Raw genomic sequence first — 15989 nt, 5'->3', positions numbered from 1 at the left:
AATCCTTCCGATCAGGCGAGATAACGGTGCACGAACATGACGGCCATGGCCCCCTCGCCGACGGCGGAGGCCACCCGCTTCGCCGACTCCGCGTGCACGTCACCGGCGACGAAGACGCCGGGCACGCTGGTCTCCAGGTGGTGCGGGGCGCGGGAAATGTCCCAGCCCGCCGGACGGCCGCCATCGGGGGTGAGGTCCGGCCCGGCCAGCACGAACCCGGCCGGGTCGCGGGCGATCGTGCCGTCCAGCCAGTCGGTCTGCGGCGCGGCGCCGATGAAGAGGAAGAGCCGCTCGGTCTCGGCCTTCTCCTCGCGCCCGGTCTCGTTGTCGCGCAGCACGATGCCGCGCAGGTGGTCGTCGCCGTCGGCCGCGATCACCTCGGTGCAGGTGTGCACCTCGATGTTCTCGATGCCCGCGATCTGCTGGACCAGGTAGTGCGACATGGACTTGTCCAGCGAGTCGGCCCGCACCACCAGGTGCACCCGCCCGGCATTGCGGGAGAGGAAGACCGCGGCCTGCCCGGCCGAGTTGGCGCCGCCGACGATGTAGACCTCGTGGCCCGCGCACTCCGCCGCCTCGGTCATGGCCGAGCCGTAGTAGACGCCGCGGCCGGTGAACTCGTCCACCCCGCGCGCCGGGTGCCTGCGGTAGTCGACGCCGGTCGCGATGATCACGGTGTGCGCGCAGAGCCGCCCGCCGTCGGCGAAGCGAACGGTGCGCGCCGAGCCGTTCACCTCCAGCCCGACCACTTCGCGGGTGGTCACCAGCTCCGCGCCGAACTTCCCGGCCTGGCGCCTGGCCCGGTCGGCCAGCTGGCCGCCGGAGACGCCGTCCGGGAAGCCGAGGTAGTTCTCGATCCGCGAGCTCTGCCCGGCCTGGCCGCCGGTAGCGGTGCGCTCGACCAGCACCGTGCGCAGCCCCTCGGAGGCGCCGTACACCGCGGCGCCGAGCCCGGCCGGGCCGCCGCCGACCACGATCAGGTCGTAGAACTCGCCCGCGGGCGTGGTGTTCAGCCCGACCCGCTCGGCCAGCTCGCCATCGGTCGGCTGCACCAGCGGCTCGCCCTCGGCGGTGATCACCACCGGACAGCAGCTGATGTCCTTGCCCGCCGCGGCGAGCAGCTTCGCGCCCTCCGGCTCGTCCGCCGGGTACCAGCGGTACGGCAGCTGGTTGCGGGCCAGGAACTCGCGCACCTGCGAGCAGGCAGGCGACCAGCGGGTGCCGATCACCTTGGTGCCGTGCACCGGGCGCTGCTCGTCGCCGCGCCACGCCTCGAGCAGGCCGTCCAGCACCGGGTAGAGCTTCTCCTCCGGCGGGTCCCACGGCTTGAGCAGGTAGTGGTCGAGGTCGACCACGTTGATGGCGTTGATCGCGGCGGTGGTGTCGGCGTAGGCGGTGAGCAGCACCCGGCGCGCGAAGGGGTGCAGGTCCATGGCCTGCTCCAGGAACTCGATGCCGTCCATGCCGGGCATCCGGAAGTCGGCGATGAGCACCGCGACCTGCTGGCCGCGCAGCTTCACCTCGCGCAGCGCCTCCAGCGCGGACGGCCCGGACTCGGCCCGCAGGATCCGGTACTCGGCGCCGTAGCGGCGGCGCAGATCGCGCACGACCGCGCGGGAGACGCCAGGATCGTCGTCGACGCTGAGAATGAGCGGTTTATCGGCGGCGGGGGAAGTCACCCATCGAGTATGCGCGCAGGGAACCGACCTGTCGCATTGCTCTGCCCAGGGCGAACAGCGGAAGATCGCCCGACTAGAATTGGTGTGTCCCGCAGTACCGCGAACAGGAGGCAACGTTGCCGAAGTGGGTACCGAAGAATCTGGAAGCGACCGTCGACATCATCGCCCCGCCGGAGCGCGTGTGGGCCGTGGTGGCCGATCCCAAGCGGATTCCCGAGTTCAGCCCGCAGTGCGTGCGGATGCAGCCGCTCGGCGCGCTGAAGCGGGGCACCTGGACCGTCAACCTGAACCGGGACGGCTGGAAGTACTGGCCGACCACCTCCCGCATCGTGGCCTTCGAGCCGAACCGGGAGTTCGCCTTCAAGGTCACCGAGAACCGCAGCACCTGGCGTTTCACCCTGGAGCCCACCGCGAACGGCACCCGGCTCACCCAGACCAGGGACGTCTCCGACGGCACGACGGCCTTCTCCAGGAACGCCATCAACGCGGTGCTCGGCGGCGAGGAGTCGTTCGAGGTCAAGCTGGTCGACGGGATGCGTCAGACGCTCGCGGGCATCAAGGCGGCGGTCGAGACGCCCGGCTGACCCGCACCGCGGCCCGGACGCGCGGTCCGGGCCGCGGCGCGGCGATCAGACCCAGTTCGGCAGCCGGACCACCTGGGCGGCGTAGGACAGTCCGGCGCCGAAGGCGATGAGCAGCGCGGTGTCGCCCGGCTTGGACTGCCCGGTGCGCAGCAGCTGCTCCATGGCCAGCGGGATCGAGGCGGCCGAGGTGTTGCCGGTCTCCTCGATGTCGTTGGCGAGCGCGCAGTTCTCCGGCAGCTTGAGCACCCTGGCCATGATCTCGATGATCCGGCCGTTGGCCTGGTGCGGGATCATCGCGTCCAGGTCGTCGGTGGCGAGCCCGGCGCGGTCGATGGCGTCCCGGCAGACCTTCTCCAGCGAGTGCGCGGCCCAGCGGAAGACCGCGGTGCCCTCCATCGTCAGGTAGGGGCGGACCGCGTCCAGCCCCTTCTCCTCGATCTCGGCGAAGAACTCCAGCCAGTCCTTGTCCTGCCGGATGGCGTGGCTCTGGGTGCCGTCCGAGCCCCACACCGTCGGGCCGATGCCCTGGTCTTCGGCCGGGCCGACGATCACCGCGCCCGCGCCGTCGGCGAAGAGGAACGCGGTGGAGCGGTCGTTCTTGTTGATGGTGTCGGTCAGCTTCTCCACGCCGATCACCAGCACGTGCCCCGCGGTGCCCGACCGCACCAGGTCCGAGGCGAGCGCGAGCGCGTGACAGAAGCCGGCGCAGCCCGCCGAGATGTCGAAGGCGGCGGCGCCGTTCATCCCGAGCTCGGTGGCGATCTGCGGCGCGGCGGCTGGGGTGAGCAGGAGGTGCGTCGAAGTCGCGACGATGACGGTGTCCACCTGGTCGACCGCGACCCCCGCCGACTCCAGCGCGCCCTCGGCGGCGGCGACGCTCATGCTCCGCACCGTCTCGGTGTCGTCGGCGAAGCGGCGGGTCCGGATGCCGGAGCGGGTGCGGATCCATTCGTCGCTGGAGTCGATCGCCCCCGCGACCTCGTCGTTCGTGACGATGCGCGCGGGCCGGTACACCCCCAGCCCGAGGATGGCGGTGTGCTCAACTCCGGTCGTCTGGGCGATTCGAGCGACCATGTGCGTCTCCTGTCCCCACGGCCGAGCCGGCGGGTGGCGTCGGTGGTTGCCGTCCAGCGTTGCCGGGTGTTGTCCGGAACGCTGGACATGAGGCTTCCTCATATTATCTCCACCCCACTGACACGCGCGCGTAATCCCCCCGACCGGGGGTATCCGATGGACAGCGCGACGATGGCTCGAAGCGGCGCGCACCCAACTAACGATGCGAGGACACAATGCTCGGTCTCGGGATTATCGGCTGGATCATCATCGGCGGCCTGGCCGGCTGGATCGCCAGCAAGATCATGAAGACGGACGCGCAGCAGGGCATCCTGCTCAATATCGTCGTCGGTGTCATCGGCGGTCTGCTCGGTGGCTTCCTGCTCAAGCTCTTCGGCGTCGACGTCGAGGGCGGCGGCCTGATCTTCAGCTTCCTGACCTGCCTCGCCGGCGCGGCCATCCTGCTGTTCCTGGTCAAGCTCGTCACCGGTCGCCGGCCGGTGCGCTGACCCCAGCGCGCGCGGCAATCGGCGCCGCCCGAACCTGGGCGGCGCCGATTCCGCCTGCCCGCACGGTTGCCGGGGATATGCCCGGCGCCGACCACGATCGGGGGGTCGCCGCGGCGTAAGGTGTGGTGCCCGTACCCGAAACCGAAAGAGGAGCCTGTGGCACGCCGCCCGACCCCGTCCGGCACCCCCGAGACCACCGGAGTCGGCCACATCGCCGACCTGATCCGGTCCTCGATCCCCCCGCTGCACCCCGCCGGGCTGCCCTTCGTGGCCGCCCCGCTCGCGGTGGCCGCGCTCGGCCGCAAGCGGCGCTGGGTGCGCCGGGCCGGACTGCTGACGGCCGCGGCCTGCGCCGGGTTCTTCCGGCACCCGCACCGGGTGCCGCCGAACATCAGGGGCGCCGTTGTCGCCGCCGCGGACGGCGAGGTCGCGCTGGTCGACTCCGCGGTCCCGCCGCCGGAGCTCGGCCTCGGCGATGCCCCGCTGCCCCGGGCCAGCATCTTCCTCTCGGTGCTCGACGTGCACGTGCAGCGCACCCCGGTCTCCGGCACCGTGCGCACCGTCGTGCACCAGCCCGGCCAGTTCCGCTCGGCCGATCTGCCTGCGGCCAGCTCGGTGAACGAGCGCACCGGCATGGTGCTGGAGACCCCCGACGGCAAGCAGGTCGTCGTGGTGCAGATCGCCGGGCTGATCGCCCGCCGGATCGTGAACGAGGCGCGCCCGGGTGACGTGCTGACCATCGGCGACACCTACGGCCTGATCCGCTTCGGCTCCCGGGTCGACACCTACTTCCCGGCAGGCACCGACCTGCTGGTGCTGCCGGGGCAGCGCACCATCGGCGGCGAGACCGTCCTCGCCGTCCTGTCGTGATCGCGCGGGCGGAGCAGACCGAGGGGCGCCGCAGGCGCAGCGTCCGGCTGCTGCCGAGCATGGTCACCATCCTGGCGCTCTGCTCGGGGCTATCCGCGGTGAAGTTCGGCCTGGACGGCGACCTGTCGACCGCGCTGGCGATGGTCGGCGCCGCCGCCGTCTTCGACACGCTCGACGGCAGGCTGGCGCGGATGCTCGACGCCACCACCAAGATCGGCGCCGAGCTGGACTCGCTCTCCGACGCCATCTCCTTCGGCGTCGCCCCCGCGCTGGTGCTCTACGTGGCGTTGCTCGACGAGTACAGCGCGGGCTGGATCGTCGCGCTGCTCTTCGCGGTCAGCATCGTGCTGCGGCTGGCCCGGTTCAACACCCTGATGGACGACGACACCAGGCCGGAGTGGTCGCGCGAGTACTTCGTCGGGGTTCCCGCCCCCGCGGGCGCGCTCATCGCGCTGACGCCGATCGCGCTGCTCGAGCAGTTCGGCGACGGCTGGTGGGCCGGCTTCTACGAGGTCGCCGCCTGGACCGCGTTCTCCGCGCTGCTCTGCGTGAGCACCATCCCGACGCTGGCGATGAAGTCGGTGCGGGTGGCGCCGCAGGCGGCGGCGCTGCTGCTTGTCCTGGTGGCGATCGCGGCCGCCGCGCTGGTGACCTTCCCGATCGTGCTGCTGCTGGTCCTGATCGGGCTGTACCTGGTGCACATCCCGTTCGCCTGGCGCTCGCAGCGCTGGGTCGCGGCGCGGCCGGAGACCTGGCAGGACAAGCCCGCCGAGCGCAGGGCGCAGCGCCGCGCGAACCGGCGCAGGCCGAGCCTGCCGCGTCCCGGCATCTCCACCGCCCGGCTGCGGCTGCGCAGGCCAGGCGGGAACAACCGGCCGCACGACCAGCGCCGCGGCTGACCGGAGCCGCGACCGATGAGCGGCGCCGACCTCGACGAGTTCCTGCGGCAGCGGCCGCGGCTGTTCGCGCTGGCGTACCGGATGCTCGGCAGCGCGAGCGAGGCCGAGGACGCGGTGCAGGAGACCTACCTGCGCTTGGCCGCCGCGGAGACCGACGGCATCCGCTCCGCCGAGGCCTGGCTGACCACGGTGACGGTGAACCTCTGCCGCTCCTGGCTGGTCTCGGCCCGGGCCCGCCGGGAGAGCTACGTCGGCCCGTGGCTGCCCGAGCCGGTGCCGACCCCGGACACCGACCTCGGCCCGCTGGAGACGGCGCAGCAGCGCGAGCTGGTCTCGCTGGCCCTGCTCGCCGCGCTGGAGCGGCTGAACCCGGTGGAGCGCGCGGTCTTCGTGCTGCGCGAGGCCTTCGGCTACCCGCACCGCGAGATCGCCGCCATGCTGGAGCTCTCCGAGGCGAATTCGCAGCAGATCTACTCGCGCGCGAGCGTCCGGGTGCGCGAGGGCCGCGGCCGCTTCGAGGTCTCCGCGGAGCGGGCGCGGGAGCTGCTGGAGCGCTTTCTGGCCGCGGCGGGCGAGGGCGACGTGGCCGGGTTGCGCGCGCTGCTCGCCGCCGACGTGGTCGCCACCTCGGACGGCGGCGGCGTGGTGAGCGCGGCCAGGCGCCCGGTCACCGGCGTGGACAAGGTCTCGGCGTACCTGCTCGGGCTGGTCCGGCGCGCGCCAGCGGGCTTCACGCTGGAGCCCGCCGAGGTGAACGGCTCGGCCGGGCTGCTGGCGCGGGTGGACGGGGCCGTCTACGTGGTGGTCGCGCCGGAGTTCGGCGACTTCCCGGACGGCCCGCGGCTGACCTCGCTCTCCTTCGTGCTGAACCCGGCGAAGCTCGGCCGGTTCCGGTGACCGGGTTCACAGCCGGAACTTGTCAGCTCGGCGGCGGCTGCCCGGTCTGAATGGTGTCAGGCCCGAGCGGCCGCCGCGGTGCCGCACCGCGCGACCGGCCCGGGGTGCGGGGTATCCCGCAGCTCTGCCAGAGGAGCCACATCATGACCACTCGACGCATCGTCGTACTCGGCGCCGGCTACGCCGGGCTCATCGCCGCCAACAAACTGGTCCGCACCCTCCCCGGCGCGGAGATCACCGTGCTCGACGCCCGCGCCCGCTTCGTCGAGCGGGTCCGGCTGCACCAGCGCGCCGCCGGGCAGGCCATCCCGGAGTGGGACCTCGCCGAGCTCCTCGGCCGCAGGGGGATCCGCTTCGTGCACGGCAGGGCCGTCGAGCTGGATCTCGACGCGCGCGAGGTCCGGACAGCCGACGGCGCCGCGCTGCCCTACGACACCCTGGTCTACGCGCTCGGCTCGGCCGCGGGCACCGCCGACGTGCCCGGCGCCGCCGAGCACGCGCTGGCCGTCGCCACCCCGGAGGATCTCGCCGACGCCGCCCCGCCGACCGGCCTCGCCCTCGTGGTCGGCGCGGGCGCGACCGGCGTCGAGCTCGCCACCGAACTCGCCGAGACCCGCCCCGGCCTGCGGGTGCTGCTGCTCGGCGCGGACGAGCCGATGGCCGCGCTCTCACCCCGCGCCCGCGCGCACGTGCGCCGGGTGCTCGACCGGCTCGGCGTCGAGGTGCGCACCGACGCCAAGGTCACCGCGGTGACCGCCGCCGGGGTCCGGCTGGCCGACGGCACCGAGGTGGCGGGCGACGCCGTCCTCTGGACCACCGGCTTCCGTGTGCCGCCGCTGGCCGCTGCGGCCGGGCTCGCGGTGGACGGCTCCGGCCGGGTGCGCACCGACGCCACCCTGCGCTCGCTCTCGCACCCGGACGTCTACGCCGTCGGCGACGCCGCCGCCACCGCGGGCCCGGACGGCAGGCAGCTCCGGATGGCCTGCGCCACCGCGCTGCCGCAGGGCGGTTACGCCGCGACCGCCATCGGCGCGCGGGCGCGCGGCGCCGAGCCGCGCGAGTTCCGCTTCCGCTACCAGGTGCAGTGCTACAGCCTCGGCCGCGGCGACGGCCTGCTGCACGTGGTGCACGCCGACGACTCGCCCGCCCGCCTCGTGGTCACCGGCAGGCCGGGCGCCTGGCTCAAGGAGCGGATCGTGCGCTTCGCCGCCAGGCAGGCGGGGCTGCCCGCCGGGCTCTGATCGTCAACCGAGAGTTGACGAACGAGCATCGTCAACCTATGGTTGACGCATGACGAACGTACGACTCGACGACCTGATCGACGGCATCAAGAAGGCCCGCCCCGACGATGTCCTGGAACAACTCTCCGACGCGGTGGTGACCGCGGGAACGCTCGGCGAGGTGGCCGATCACCTGATCGGCCACTTCGTCGACCAGGCCCGCCGCTCCGGCGCCTCCTGGACCGATATCGGCGCCAGCATGGGCGTCAGCAAGCAGGCCGCGCAGAAGCGCTTCGTGCCGAAGGGGCCGGAGGACGCCGGGCTCGACCCGGCCGCCGGCTTCGCCCGCTTCACCCCGCGCGCCCGCAGCGCCGTCGCCGCCTCGCAGGAGGCGGCGCGCAACTCCGGCCACACCGTGATCGGGCTGCCGCACCTGGTGCTCGGGCTGCTCACCGAGCCCGAAGGGCTCGCCGCGAAGGAGATCGAGACCCAGGGGGTCACCCTCGACGCCGTTGCCGCGGCCGCCGCGGCAGCACTGCCGGAGCCGAGCGGCGAGCCGATCCCGGCGCTCATCCCCTTCGACGCCGAGTCCAAGAAGGCGCTCGAACTCACCTTCCGCGAGGCGGTCCGGCTCGGCCACAACTACGTCGGCACCGAGCACGTGCTGCTCGCGCTGCTGGAGCAGGAGAACGGCACCGGCGTGCTCAGCGGGGCCGGGCTGGAGAAGGCGCGGGTGGAAACGCACCTGCTGGAGATCCTGGCCGGGCTCGGCGGCTAGTCGGGGACGTTGCGCTCCAGCTCGTCCAGCCAGGCCGTCGCCACCGCGTCGCTCGGCGCCCGCCAGTCGCCGCGCGGCGAGAGCGAGCCGCCCGAGCCGACCTTCGGCGCGTTCGGCAGCGTGGAGCGCTTGAACTGGCTGGTCTGCACGAAGCGGCGGAGGAAGAGCCGGAGCCAGTGCTTGATGGTGGCGAGGTCGTACTCGTTGCGCTGGTCCTCCGGAATCAGGTCGGGCCAGCGCCCCCTGGTCCGGTCCGACCACGCCGCCTGCGCCAGGTAGGCGATCCGGCTCGGCCGGTAGCCGAAGCGGAGCAGCTGGTAGAGGTGCAGATCCTGGAGTTCGTACGGCCCGACGGTGGCCTCGGAGCTCTGGCCGGGCGCCTCGTCGCCGTCGGCCGACGGCACCAGCTCCGGCGAGATCTCGGTGGCGAGGACGGAGGTCAGCGCCGCGTTCGCCGCCGCCCCGAACTGCCCGGTCTCGGCGGCCCAGGCGATGAGGTAGCGGATCAGCGTCTTCGGCACCGAGGCGTTCACGCTGTAGTGCGCCATGTGGTCGCCGACGCCGAAGGTGCACCAGCCCTGGGCCAGCTCGCTCAGGTCGCCGGTGCCGACCACCAGCGCGTCGTGCATGTTCGCCAGCCGGAACAGGTGCGAGGTGCGCTCGCCCGCCTGCACGTTCTCGTAGGTGACGTCGTACTGCGGCGCCCCGTCCACGGCGGGGTGCCCCAGGTCGCGCAGCATCTGCTCGGCCGACGGCCGGATATCGATCTCCTGCGCCGTCACGCCGAGCGCGGCCATCAGCCGGTGCGCGTCGGTCTTGGTCCTGGTGCTGGTCGCGAAGCCGGGCATGGTGTAGGCGAGCACGTTCGTGCGCGGCAGCCCGAGCCGGTCCATGGTCTTGGCCGCGACGATCAGCGCCTGGGTGGAGTCCAGCCCGCCGGAGACCCCGATCACCAGCCGCTGGGCGCCCGCCGCGCGCAGCCGGGTGCTCAGCCCCTCCACCTGGATGTGGTGCACCTCGGCGCAGCGCTCGTTGCGCGCCGCCGGGTCGGCGGGGACGTACGGGAAGCGCGGGATCTCCCGGCGCAGCGCCACCGCCGTGGCCGGCACCGGCAGCGCGACCGGCACCCGCCGGAACCGGCTGAGCCGCTCGCGGTGATCGTGCACGTTGTCCGCGAAGCTCGTGGTGCGCACCCGGTCCGCGGCCAGCCGCTGCAGGTCCAGGTCGGCGGTGACCAGCCGGGGATGGTCGGCGAAGCGCTCGCCCTCGGCGAGCAGGTCGCCGTTCTCGCAGACCAGCGCCTGACCGTCCCAGGCCATGTCGGTGGTCGACTCGCCGGTGCCCGCCGCCGAGTACAGGTACGCGGCCAGGTAGCGGGCCGAGTGCCCGGTGCAGAGCGCACGCCGGTAGTCGGCCTTGCCGACGACGATATTGCTGGCCGAGAGGTTCACCAGCACGGTGGCCCCGGCCAGCGCGGCGAAGCCGCTCGGCGGCAGCGGCACCCAGCCGTCCTCGCAGATCTCCAGGTGGAAGGTGAAGCCGTCGACATTCGTCGGGAAGAGCAGGTCGGCGCCGAAGGGAACCTCCTGCCCGGCGATCTCGACGGTGTCGGCGAGCACCTCGCGGGCCGCCGCGAACTGCCGCTTCTCGTAGAACTCGCGGTAGTTCGGCAGGTAGCTCTTCGGCACCGCGCCGAGCACCGCGCCGTCGGCGATCACGATCCCGCAGTTGAACAGCCTGCCCTGGGCCCGCACCGGGGCGCCGACCACCAGCACGGTCGCGATCTCCCGGCTGGCCTCGACGATGTCGGCCAGCGCCTGCCGCACGGCGAGGTCGAGCGCGTCCTGGTGGAACAGGTCGTCGGCGGTGTAGCTGGAGAGGCCGAGTTCGGGGAAGACGGTGAGCACCGTGCCGTCGGCCGCGGCTGCCCGGGCCAGCTCGATCGTGCGCTCGGCGTTGAAGGCGGGGTCGGCCACCCGCAGCGTCGGCACCGCGACGGCCACCCGCGCGAAGCCGTGCCGGTACAGCGAGTCGAACGGCAGCGTCATGGCGCTCATCTTTCCCGGCGCCGTCACGACCTGCCCGCCAGACCCCCGCCCCAGCGCGGCCAGCGCGCCGCGGGCGGCGGCTCCGGCACCAGCGAATCGCGGGTGACGTCGGTGACGTACAGCGGCAGCGACGGCTCCAGCCTGGCCAGCAGGTCGAGCAGGTCGCGGCCGCGCGCGGTCCGGTACTCGGCCGTGGTCAACCCCACGATCTGCAGGAACATCAGCCCGCCGACGGTGCCGAGCTCCGGGTCCGGCACGAAGCCGGCGGCGCGCAGCGCGGAGTCCGGCGCGCCCAACGGCACCGCCGACTTCACCGCGTCGCCCGGCTCGAACCACTCCCCGGACTGGAAGACGAACCGGCTCAGGTTCTGCAGGAAATCCACCGGCCACTGCGGCGGCTCGGTCGCCTCGGCAGTGCTCAGCACCCGCATGGTGAACTCGAAACGCTGGCCGTGTTCGAAGATCGCGGAGAGGCCGTGGGTCGCGTAGTGCCAGTGCGGCATCGGGGCGCTTCGACGGTAGGCCGAGATGCCGTCCAGTGGCTCGGTTCCCCCCGTCGACCAGGGATTATCGCCCGCCCAGTACACCGGCACCGCGTCGGCGTAGAGCCGCGCCAATGCCCCCGTGACGTCGGGACGGCCGGGTTTTTCACTCACCTCGCCACTGTAGGCGGGACCTCCGGTACCGGCCCGCCGCGTCGCCCACCCGGCATTCCGGCCCGAGCCGGATAAGATATAGCAATGGCGGATGACCCGGATTCCGACCTGGTGGCGGGGGAGCGGCGAGCGGATCTGGTCCGCGCGCTGACCTACGTGTCCACCGAATCCGGCCCGGACGGCGAGTACATCGTCAACGGTGATCTGCCGCCCGAGGTCGCCCCGCCCTTCATCCGGGCGATCATGCGGGTGGAGGCCGAGCTGCTGCTGCACGACGCGGAGCTGGTCACCGTGGAGAACGAGGAGCCGCGCGATCCGGAGCAGCGCCGGGTGGACGCCTTCGTGGCCCTGCTGCTGCGCATCGACGACCGGCAGTGGATCCCCGGCTACCCCGGCTGAACCCGGTAACCTTGCACTCGGCATGCTCGAGTGCTAGAAATGGCGTTGGCACTCACCACAGGCGAGTGCCAGGTCGGGACGGTGAGACCGGGTACCTCGACACCCCCGGTCGTCCGTCGCGGGCACCGAACCTGGCCAGCGTAAATGGGGCGACCCGACATGGGATCGTCCTGTGTGTCAGCCATCCACATGGAGGATCTCAACGCAATGGCCAAGACAATTGCGTACGACGAAGAGGCCCGTCGCGGCCTCGAGCGCGGCCTCAACAGCCTCGCCGACGCGGTCAAGGTGACGCTGGGCCCCAAGGGTCGCAACGTCGTCCTGGAGAAGAAGTGGGGCGCCCCCACGATCACCAACGATGGTGTCTCCATCGCCAAGGAGATCGAGCTCGAGGACCCGTACGAGAAGATCGGCGCCGAGCTGGTCAAGGAAGTCGCCAAGAAGACGGATGACGTCGCGGGCGACGGCACCACCACCGCTACCGTCCTGGCCCAGGCGCTGGTGCGCGAGGGGCTGCGCAACGTCGCGGCCGGCGCGAACCCGCTGGGTCTGAAGCGCGGCATCGAGAAGGCCGTCGAGGCCGTCACCGCCAAGCTGCTGGAGACCGCCAAGGAGGTCGAGACCAAGGAGCAGATCGCCGCTACCGCCGGTATCTCGGCCGGCGACGCGTCCATCGGTGAGCTCATCGCCGAGGCGCTCGACAAGGTCGGCAAGGAAGGTGTCATCACCGTCGAGGAGAGCAACACCTTCGGGCTCCAGCTGGAGCTGACCGAGGGCATGCGCTTCGACAAGGGCTACATCTCCGGTTACTTCGTGACCGACCCCGAGCGTCAGGAAGCGGTCCTCGAGGATCCGTACCTGCTGCTGGTCGGCTCCAAGGTCTCCACCGTGAAGGACCTGCTCCCGCTGCTGGAGAAGGTCATCCAGGCCGGCAAGCCGCTGCTGATCATCGCCGAGGACGTCGAGGGCGAGGCCCTGTCGACCCTGGTCGTGAACAAGATCCGCGGCACCTTCAAGTCCGTCGCCGTCAAGGCGCCCGGCTTCGGTGACCGCCGCAAGGCGCAGCTCGCCGACATCGCCATCCTGACCGGTGGCGAGGTCGTCAGCGAAGAGGTCGGGCTCTCCCTGGAGACCGCGGGCATCGAGCTCCTCGGCCAGGCCCGCAAGGTCGTCGTGACCAAGGACGAGACCACCATCGTCGAGGGCGCGGGCGACGCCGAGGCGATCAAGGGCCGGGTCGCGCAGATCCGCTCCGAGATCGAGAACTCGGACTCCGACTACGACCGCGAGAAGCTGCAGGAGCGGCTGGCCAAGCTGGCCGGCGGCGTCGCGGTGATCCGCGCGGGCGCGGCCACCGAGGTCGAGCTCAAGGAGCGCAAGCACCGCATCGAGGATGCCGTTCGCAACGCGAAGGCCGCCGTCGAGGAGGGCATCGTCGCCGGTGGCGGCGTGGCTCTGCTGCAGTCCGGCCCCGCGCTGGACGCGCTGTCCCTCACCGGTGACGAGGCCACCGGCGCGAACATCGTCCGCGTCGCGCTCTCGGCTCCGCTGAAGCAGATCGCCTTCAACGCCGGCCTCGAGCCCGGCGTCGTCGCCGAGAAGGTCTCGAACCTTCCCGACGGCCACGGCCTGAACGCCGACACCGGCGAGTACGAGGACCTGCTGGCCGCCGGCGTTGCCGACCCGGTCAAGGTCACCCGCTCGGCGCTGCAGAACGCGGCCTCCATCGCGGCCCTGTTCCTCACCACCGAGGCCGTCGTCGCCGACAAGCCGGAGAAGTCCGCGGCTCCCGCCGGCGACCCGACCGGTGGCATGGGCGGCATGGACTTCTGAGTCCGCCTCTCCCGCTCCGGAAGCCGGTCCCCTCGGGGGCCGGCTTCCGGCGTTTCTACCCGCCGAGGACGAAGGCGACCAGGAACCCCGCGGCGGTGGCGAGCCCGACCCACCAGCCGCCCTCGCGGTACGCCTCCGGCATGAGGGAATCGGCGAGCACGGCGATGGTGGCGCCGCCCGCGAAGGCCTGGACGGTGCTGATGCTGGTGGCGGAGAGGTTGTCGGAGAGCAGGTATCCGACGACGGTGACCGCGACCAGGACGATGCCGGTCGCGGTCCAGAGCAGGAGGGCGCGGCGCGGCGGGAAGTTCTTGTCCCGGCGCAGCAGGGCGGAGCCGCTGATCGCCTCGGGGACGTTGCCGACCGCGATGGCGACCAGCAGCACCAGCCCGCCGGACTCGGTCAGCGTGACGCCGAGCGCGGTGTTCTCCGGGACCCCGTCCAGCACGGTGCCGAGCATGAGCGCCCCGCCGACGGCGCTCGCCCCGAGCCGCGTCTCCAGCAGGTGGTTGGCGCCGACGTAGAGCCCGGCCCCGGCGAAGAGCGCGAGCCCGGCGACGGTGACCCCGGCCTGGCCGAAAGCGGGGCCGAAGAGTTCCTCGGAGACCGCGGCGATCATGGTCCCCGCGCCGAACGCCATGAGCGTCGCGAGTACCTGTTTCGGCAGCGACCAGCGCAGCCCGACGAATGCGCCGAGCACCAACGGCACAGCGGTGCCGAGGCCGAAGAGCAGTGCGGTTCCCATGCGCTCAGCCTAGGCAGCCGGACCTATTTCGCCGCACTCCCATTCGGTCCGGGCGAACGCCCTTCGGGCATTCCCGCGCTTGCTTCCGAAAAAAATCTAAGAAACTCCGTCAAAATCCGCCCCGGAATTCCGGCGCGGTGCGTAACCTCTGATCGGCAAACGCCCGGTACCCACGCTGTTCGGGAGGCCCATGGATTAGCCGTCGCACTGCCAACTTCCGGCTAACGCGCGGTTGGCCGGAGGTTCGGGCGAAGGGCCTGATCCATGACGAGGGGATCGGGCCCTTCTGTATTGTCTGCGGCGATGTCACAGGATGCGAATACGGGGCGTATGTATGCCGGGCAGCCCGTCGAGGACCGGCAACGTCAACGGCGTGCGCGTTTTCTGGAATCGGGGCTGACGGTATTCGCCAGGGACGGGTACGCCAACAGTTCGGTTGGCGCGATCTGTAAGGACGCCGGGCTCTCCTCGCGGCAGTTCTACGAGGAGTTCAGCGGCCGCGAGTCGCTGCTGCTCGAACTCTATGAACACATCGACCGCGAGTGCAGGGACGCGGTCACCAAAGCCCTTGCGGTGACCGGGGATGCGAGCGCGCTGGTCCGCATCGACGCCGCCACCCGCGCCTACATCGAGTCGATCGGCACCGATCCGCGCCGGGCGCGGGTTGCGCTGGTCGAGGTGGTCGGCGCCGGGCCGAAGGTGGAGAAGTTCCGGCTGGAGCTGCGCCGGGTCTGGGGCGCGATGCTGGCCGACGCGGTGGAGGCGGCGGCCGGCCGCGGCGAGGTCCCGTCCGGGGACTACGACATGCGGGTGCTCGCCGTGATCGGCGCGGTGAACTACGTGGTCGACGCCTGGAGCGGCGCCGACCCGCGCCCTCCGCTCGACGACGTCATCGCGGTGCTGAGCCGGGTGATCCTGGGGGCGGTGCGGGCCTGACGCGCGGTAGCGTGCGGGTATGGAGACCGTTCCGATCCAGATGCCGGACGGCTCGACCGTCCCGGTGCGGCTGCTCGGCGCCGTCGGCACGCACCGGCACCCGGTGACGCCGGACGCCCCGCGCCCGGCCGTGGTGATCGTGCCCGGCCTCGGCGTGCCAGGCGGCTACTACGAATCCGTCGCGCGCGACCTCGCCGCGCGCGGATTCGACACCGCCATCGGCGAATTGCGCGGCAACGGCGACAGCAGCCCCGAACCGGACGCGGACAGCGCCTACGGCTACCACGAACTGGTCTCCGTCGACTTCCCCGCGATCTTCCAGGTGGTCCGCAACCGCTTCCCGCAGAGCACCCCGTACCTGCTCGGGCACAGCATCGGCGGCCAGCTCTCGGTGCTCTACGCGGCCCGGATCAGGGGCAGGCTCGGCGGGCTGATCCTGGTCGCCTCCGGCACCCCGTACCACCGCGGCTTCCGCGGCCTCTCCGGCCCCGGAATGCTGCTCGGCACAGCGGCGGTCGCGCTCACCGCGGGCGTCGCCGGGTACTGGCCGGGCGATCGGATCGGCGGCCCGGCCGGGTTCGGCAGGCAGTCGAAGGTGCTGATCTCGGACTGGGCCCGGCTCGCCCGCACCGGCCGCTTCGTGCCGATGGGGGCGGACATCGACTACGAGGAGCGGATCGGCAGGCTGAAGCTCCCGGTCCTCTCGATCACCATGACCGGCGACGAGATCGCCCCCGCCTCCTCGGCCGCGCACCTGGTGCGCAAGCTGCCCGCGGCCGAGGTGACCACCTGGACCCAGCCGGAGCGGCTTGGCCACAACGGCTGGATCCGGGAGTGCGGCAGCACCGTCGACCGGGTCGAGAAGTGGCTGCGCGACCGCTGA

The 15989-nt window shown here is 72.0% G+C and carries 16 protein-coding genes; 11 read left to right on the top strand and 5 right to left on the bottom strand.

All coding sequences use genetic code 11. The features are described from left to right. Positions 1 to 11: 11 nt before the first annotated feature. Positions 12 to 1679: an FAD-dependent oxidoreductase gene (locus LTT61_RS16415; protein ID WP_233020825.1), complete on the bottom strand. Its 1668-nt coding sequence runs from the start codon at positions 1677 to 1679 to the stop codon at positions 12 to 14. Positions 1680 to 1795: 116 nt separating this feature from the next. On the opposite strand from LTT61_RS16415, the gene LTT61_RS16410 reads away from it, so the two are divergent. Then, positions 1796 to 2263: an SRPBCC family protein gene (locus LTT61_RS16410; protein WP_233020824.1), complete on the top strand. Its 468-nt coding sequence runs from the start codon at positions 1796 to 1798 to the stop codon at positions 2261 to 2263. Between the two features lie 45 nt (positions 2264 to 2308). Here the strand turns inward: LTT61_RS16410 and LTT61_RS16405 are convergent, their stop codons facing one another. Continuing rightward, positions 2309 to 3337, bottom strand: a complete 1029-nt coding sequence (locus LTT61_RS16405; RefSeq protein WP_233020823.1) for a beta-ketoacyl-ACP synthase III — start codon at positions 3335 to 3337, stop codon at positions 2309 to 2311. Positions 3338 to 3552: 215 nt separating this feature from the next. Here LTT61_RS16405 and LTT61_RS16400 point away from each other — a divergent pair, with 215 nt between their 5' ends. The 6 genes from LTT61_RS16400 to LTT61_RS16375 all read left to right on the top strand — a co-directional run bounded on the left by LTT61_RS16400 (position 3553) and on the right by LTT61_RS16375 (position 8489). Beyond that, positions 3553 to 3825, top strand: coding sequence for a GlsB/YeaQ/YmgE family stress response membrane protein (locus tag LTT61_RS16400; RefSeq protein WP_233020822.1), 273 nt, complete (start codon positions 3553 to 3555; stop codon positions 3823 to 3825). A gap of 156 nt (positions 3826 to 3981) precedes the next feature. Beyond that, complete coding sequence (locus LTT61_RS16395) at positions 3982 to 4695, top strand: phosphatidylserine decarboxylase (RefSeq protein ID WP_233020821.1); 714 nt, start codon at positions 3982 to 3984, stop codon at positions 4693 to 4695. Further along, complete coding sequence (locus LTT61_RS16390) at positions 4692 to 5594, top strand: CDP-alcohol phosphatidyltransferase family protein (RefSeq protein ID WP_233020820.1); 903 nt, start codon at positions 4692 to 4694, stop codon at positions 5592 to 5594. The genes LTT61_RS16395 and LTT61_RS16390 overlap by 4 nt, the downstream gene beginning before the upstream one ends. Positions 5595 to 5609: 15 nt before the next feature. Further along, the gene (locus tag LTT61_RS16385; RefSeq protein ID WP_233020819.1) at positions 5610 to 6491 is read left to right on the top strand and encodes an RNA polymerase sigma-70 factor; all 882 of its coding nucleotides are present in this window, start codon (positions 5610 to 5612) and stop codon (positions 6489 to 6491) included. A gap of 143 nt (positions 6492 to 6634) precedes the next feature. Then, entirely contained in the window at positions 6635 to 7732 is a 1098-nt protein-coding gene (locus LTT61_RS16380) for an NAD(P)/FAD-dependent oxidoreductase (RefSeq protein ID WP_233020818.1), read from the top strand. A gap of 49 nt (positions 7733 to 7781) precedes the next feature. Continuing rightward, positions 7782 to 8489, top strand: coding sequence for a Clp protease N-terminal domain-containing protein (locus tag LTT61_RS16375; protein WP_233020817.1), 708 nt, complete (start codon positions 7782 to 7784; stop codon positions 8487 to 8489). Here the strand turns inward: LTT61_RS16375 and LTT61_RS16370 are convergent. Together LTT61_RS16370 and LTT61_RS16365 are read right to left on the bottom strand one after the other, a co-directional pair. Continuing rightward, complete coding sequence (locus tag LTT61_RS16370) at positions 8486 to 10537, bottom strand: NAD(+) synthase (protein WP_233020816.1); 2052 nt, start codon at positions 10535 to 10537, stop codon at positions 8486 to 8488. The two genes, LTT61_RS16375 and LTT61_RS16370, sit on opposite strands and share 4 nt — an antisense overlap. Positions 10538 to 10560: 23 nt before the next feature. Continuing rightward, positions 10561 to 11193, bottom strand: coding sequence for a suppressor of fused domain protein (locus LTT61_RS16365; RefSeq protein WP_233020815.1), 633 nt, complete (start codon positions 11191 to 11193; stop codon positions 10561 to 10563). A gap of 84 nt (positions 11194 to 11277) precedes the next feature. Between LTT61_RS16365 and LTT61_RS16360 the strand changes: the two genes are divergently transcribed. Next, positions 11278 to 11592 (top strand): hypothetical protein, encoded by a 315-nt coding sequence (locus LTT61_RS16360; RefSeq protein WP_233020814.1) that lies wholly within the window; start codon positions 11278 to 11280, stop codon positions 11590 to 11592. A gap of 207 nt (positions 11593 to 11799) precedes the next feature. After that, on the top strand, positions 11800 to 13425 hold the full coding sequence (gene groL / locus LTT61_RS16355; protein WP_233020813.1) for a chaperonin GroEL: 1626 nt from the start codon (positions 11800 to 11802) through the stop codon (positions 13423 to 13425). A 55-nt stretch (positions 13426 to 13480) separates the two neighbouring features. Here the strand turns inward: groL and LTT61_RS16350 are convergent, their stop codons facing one another. After that, a complete protein-coding gene (locus LTT61_RS16350) occupies positions 13481 to 14170 on the bottom strand; it encodes a ZIP family metal transporter (RefSeq protein WP_233020812.1) in 690 nt (229 codons plus the stop codon). A gap of 303 nt (positions 14171 to 14473) precedes the next feature. Between LTT61_RS16350 and LTT61_RS16345 the strand changes: the two genes are divergently transcribed. Beyond that, entirely contained in the window at positions 14474 to 15106 is a 633-nt protein-coding gene (locus tag LTT61_RS16345) for a TetR/AcrR family transcriptional regulator (protein ID WP_233020811.1), read from the top strand. Positions 15107 to 15125: 19 nt separating this feature from the next. Continuing rightward, the gene (locus LTT61_RS16340) at positions 15126 to 15989 is read left to right on the top strand and encodes an alpha/beta fold hydrolase (protein WP_233020810.1); all 864 of its coding nucleotides are present in this window, start codon (positions 15126 to 15128) and stop codon (positions 15987 to 15989) included.

Source organism: Nocardia asteroides (assembly GCF_021183625.1).
Classification (GTDB): Bacteria; Actinomycetota; Actinomycetes; order Mycobacteriales; family Mycobacteriaceae; genus Nocardia; species Nocardia asteroides_A.
Note: the sequence above shows the minus strand (reverse complement) of the source record. Positions and strands in the feature narration are given on the sequence as shown.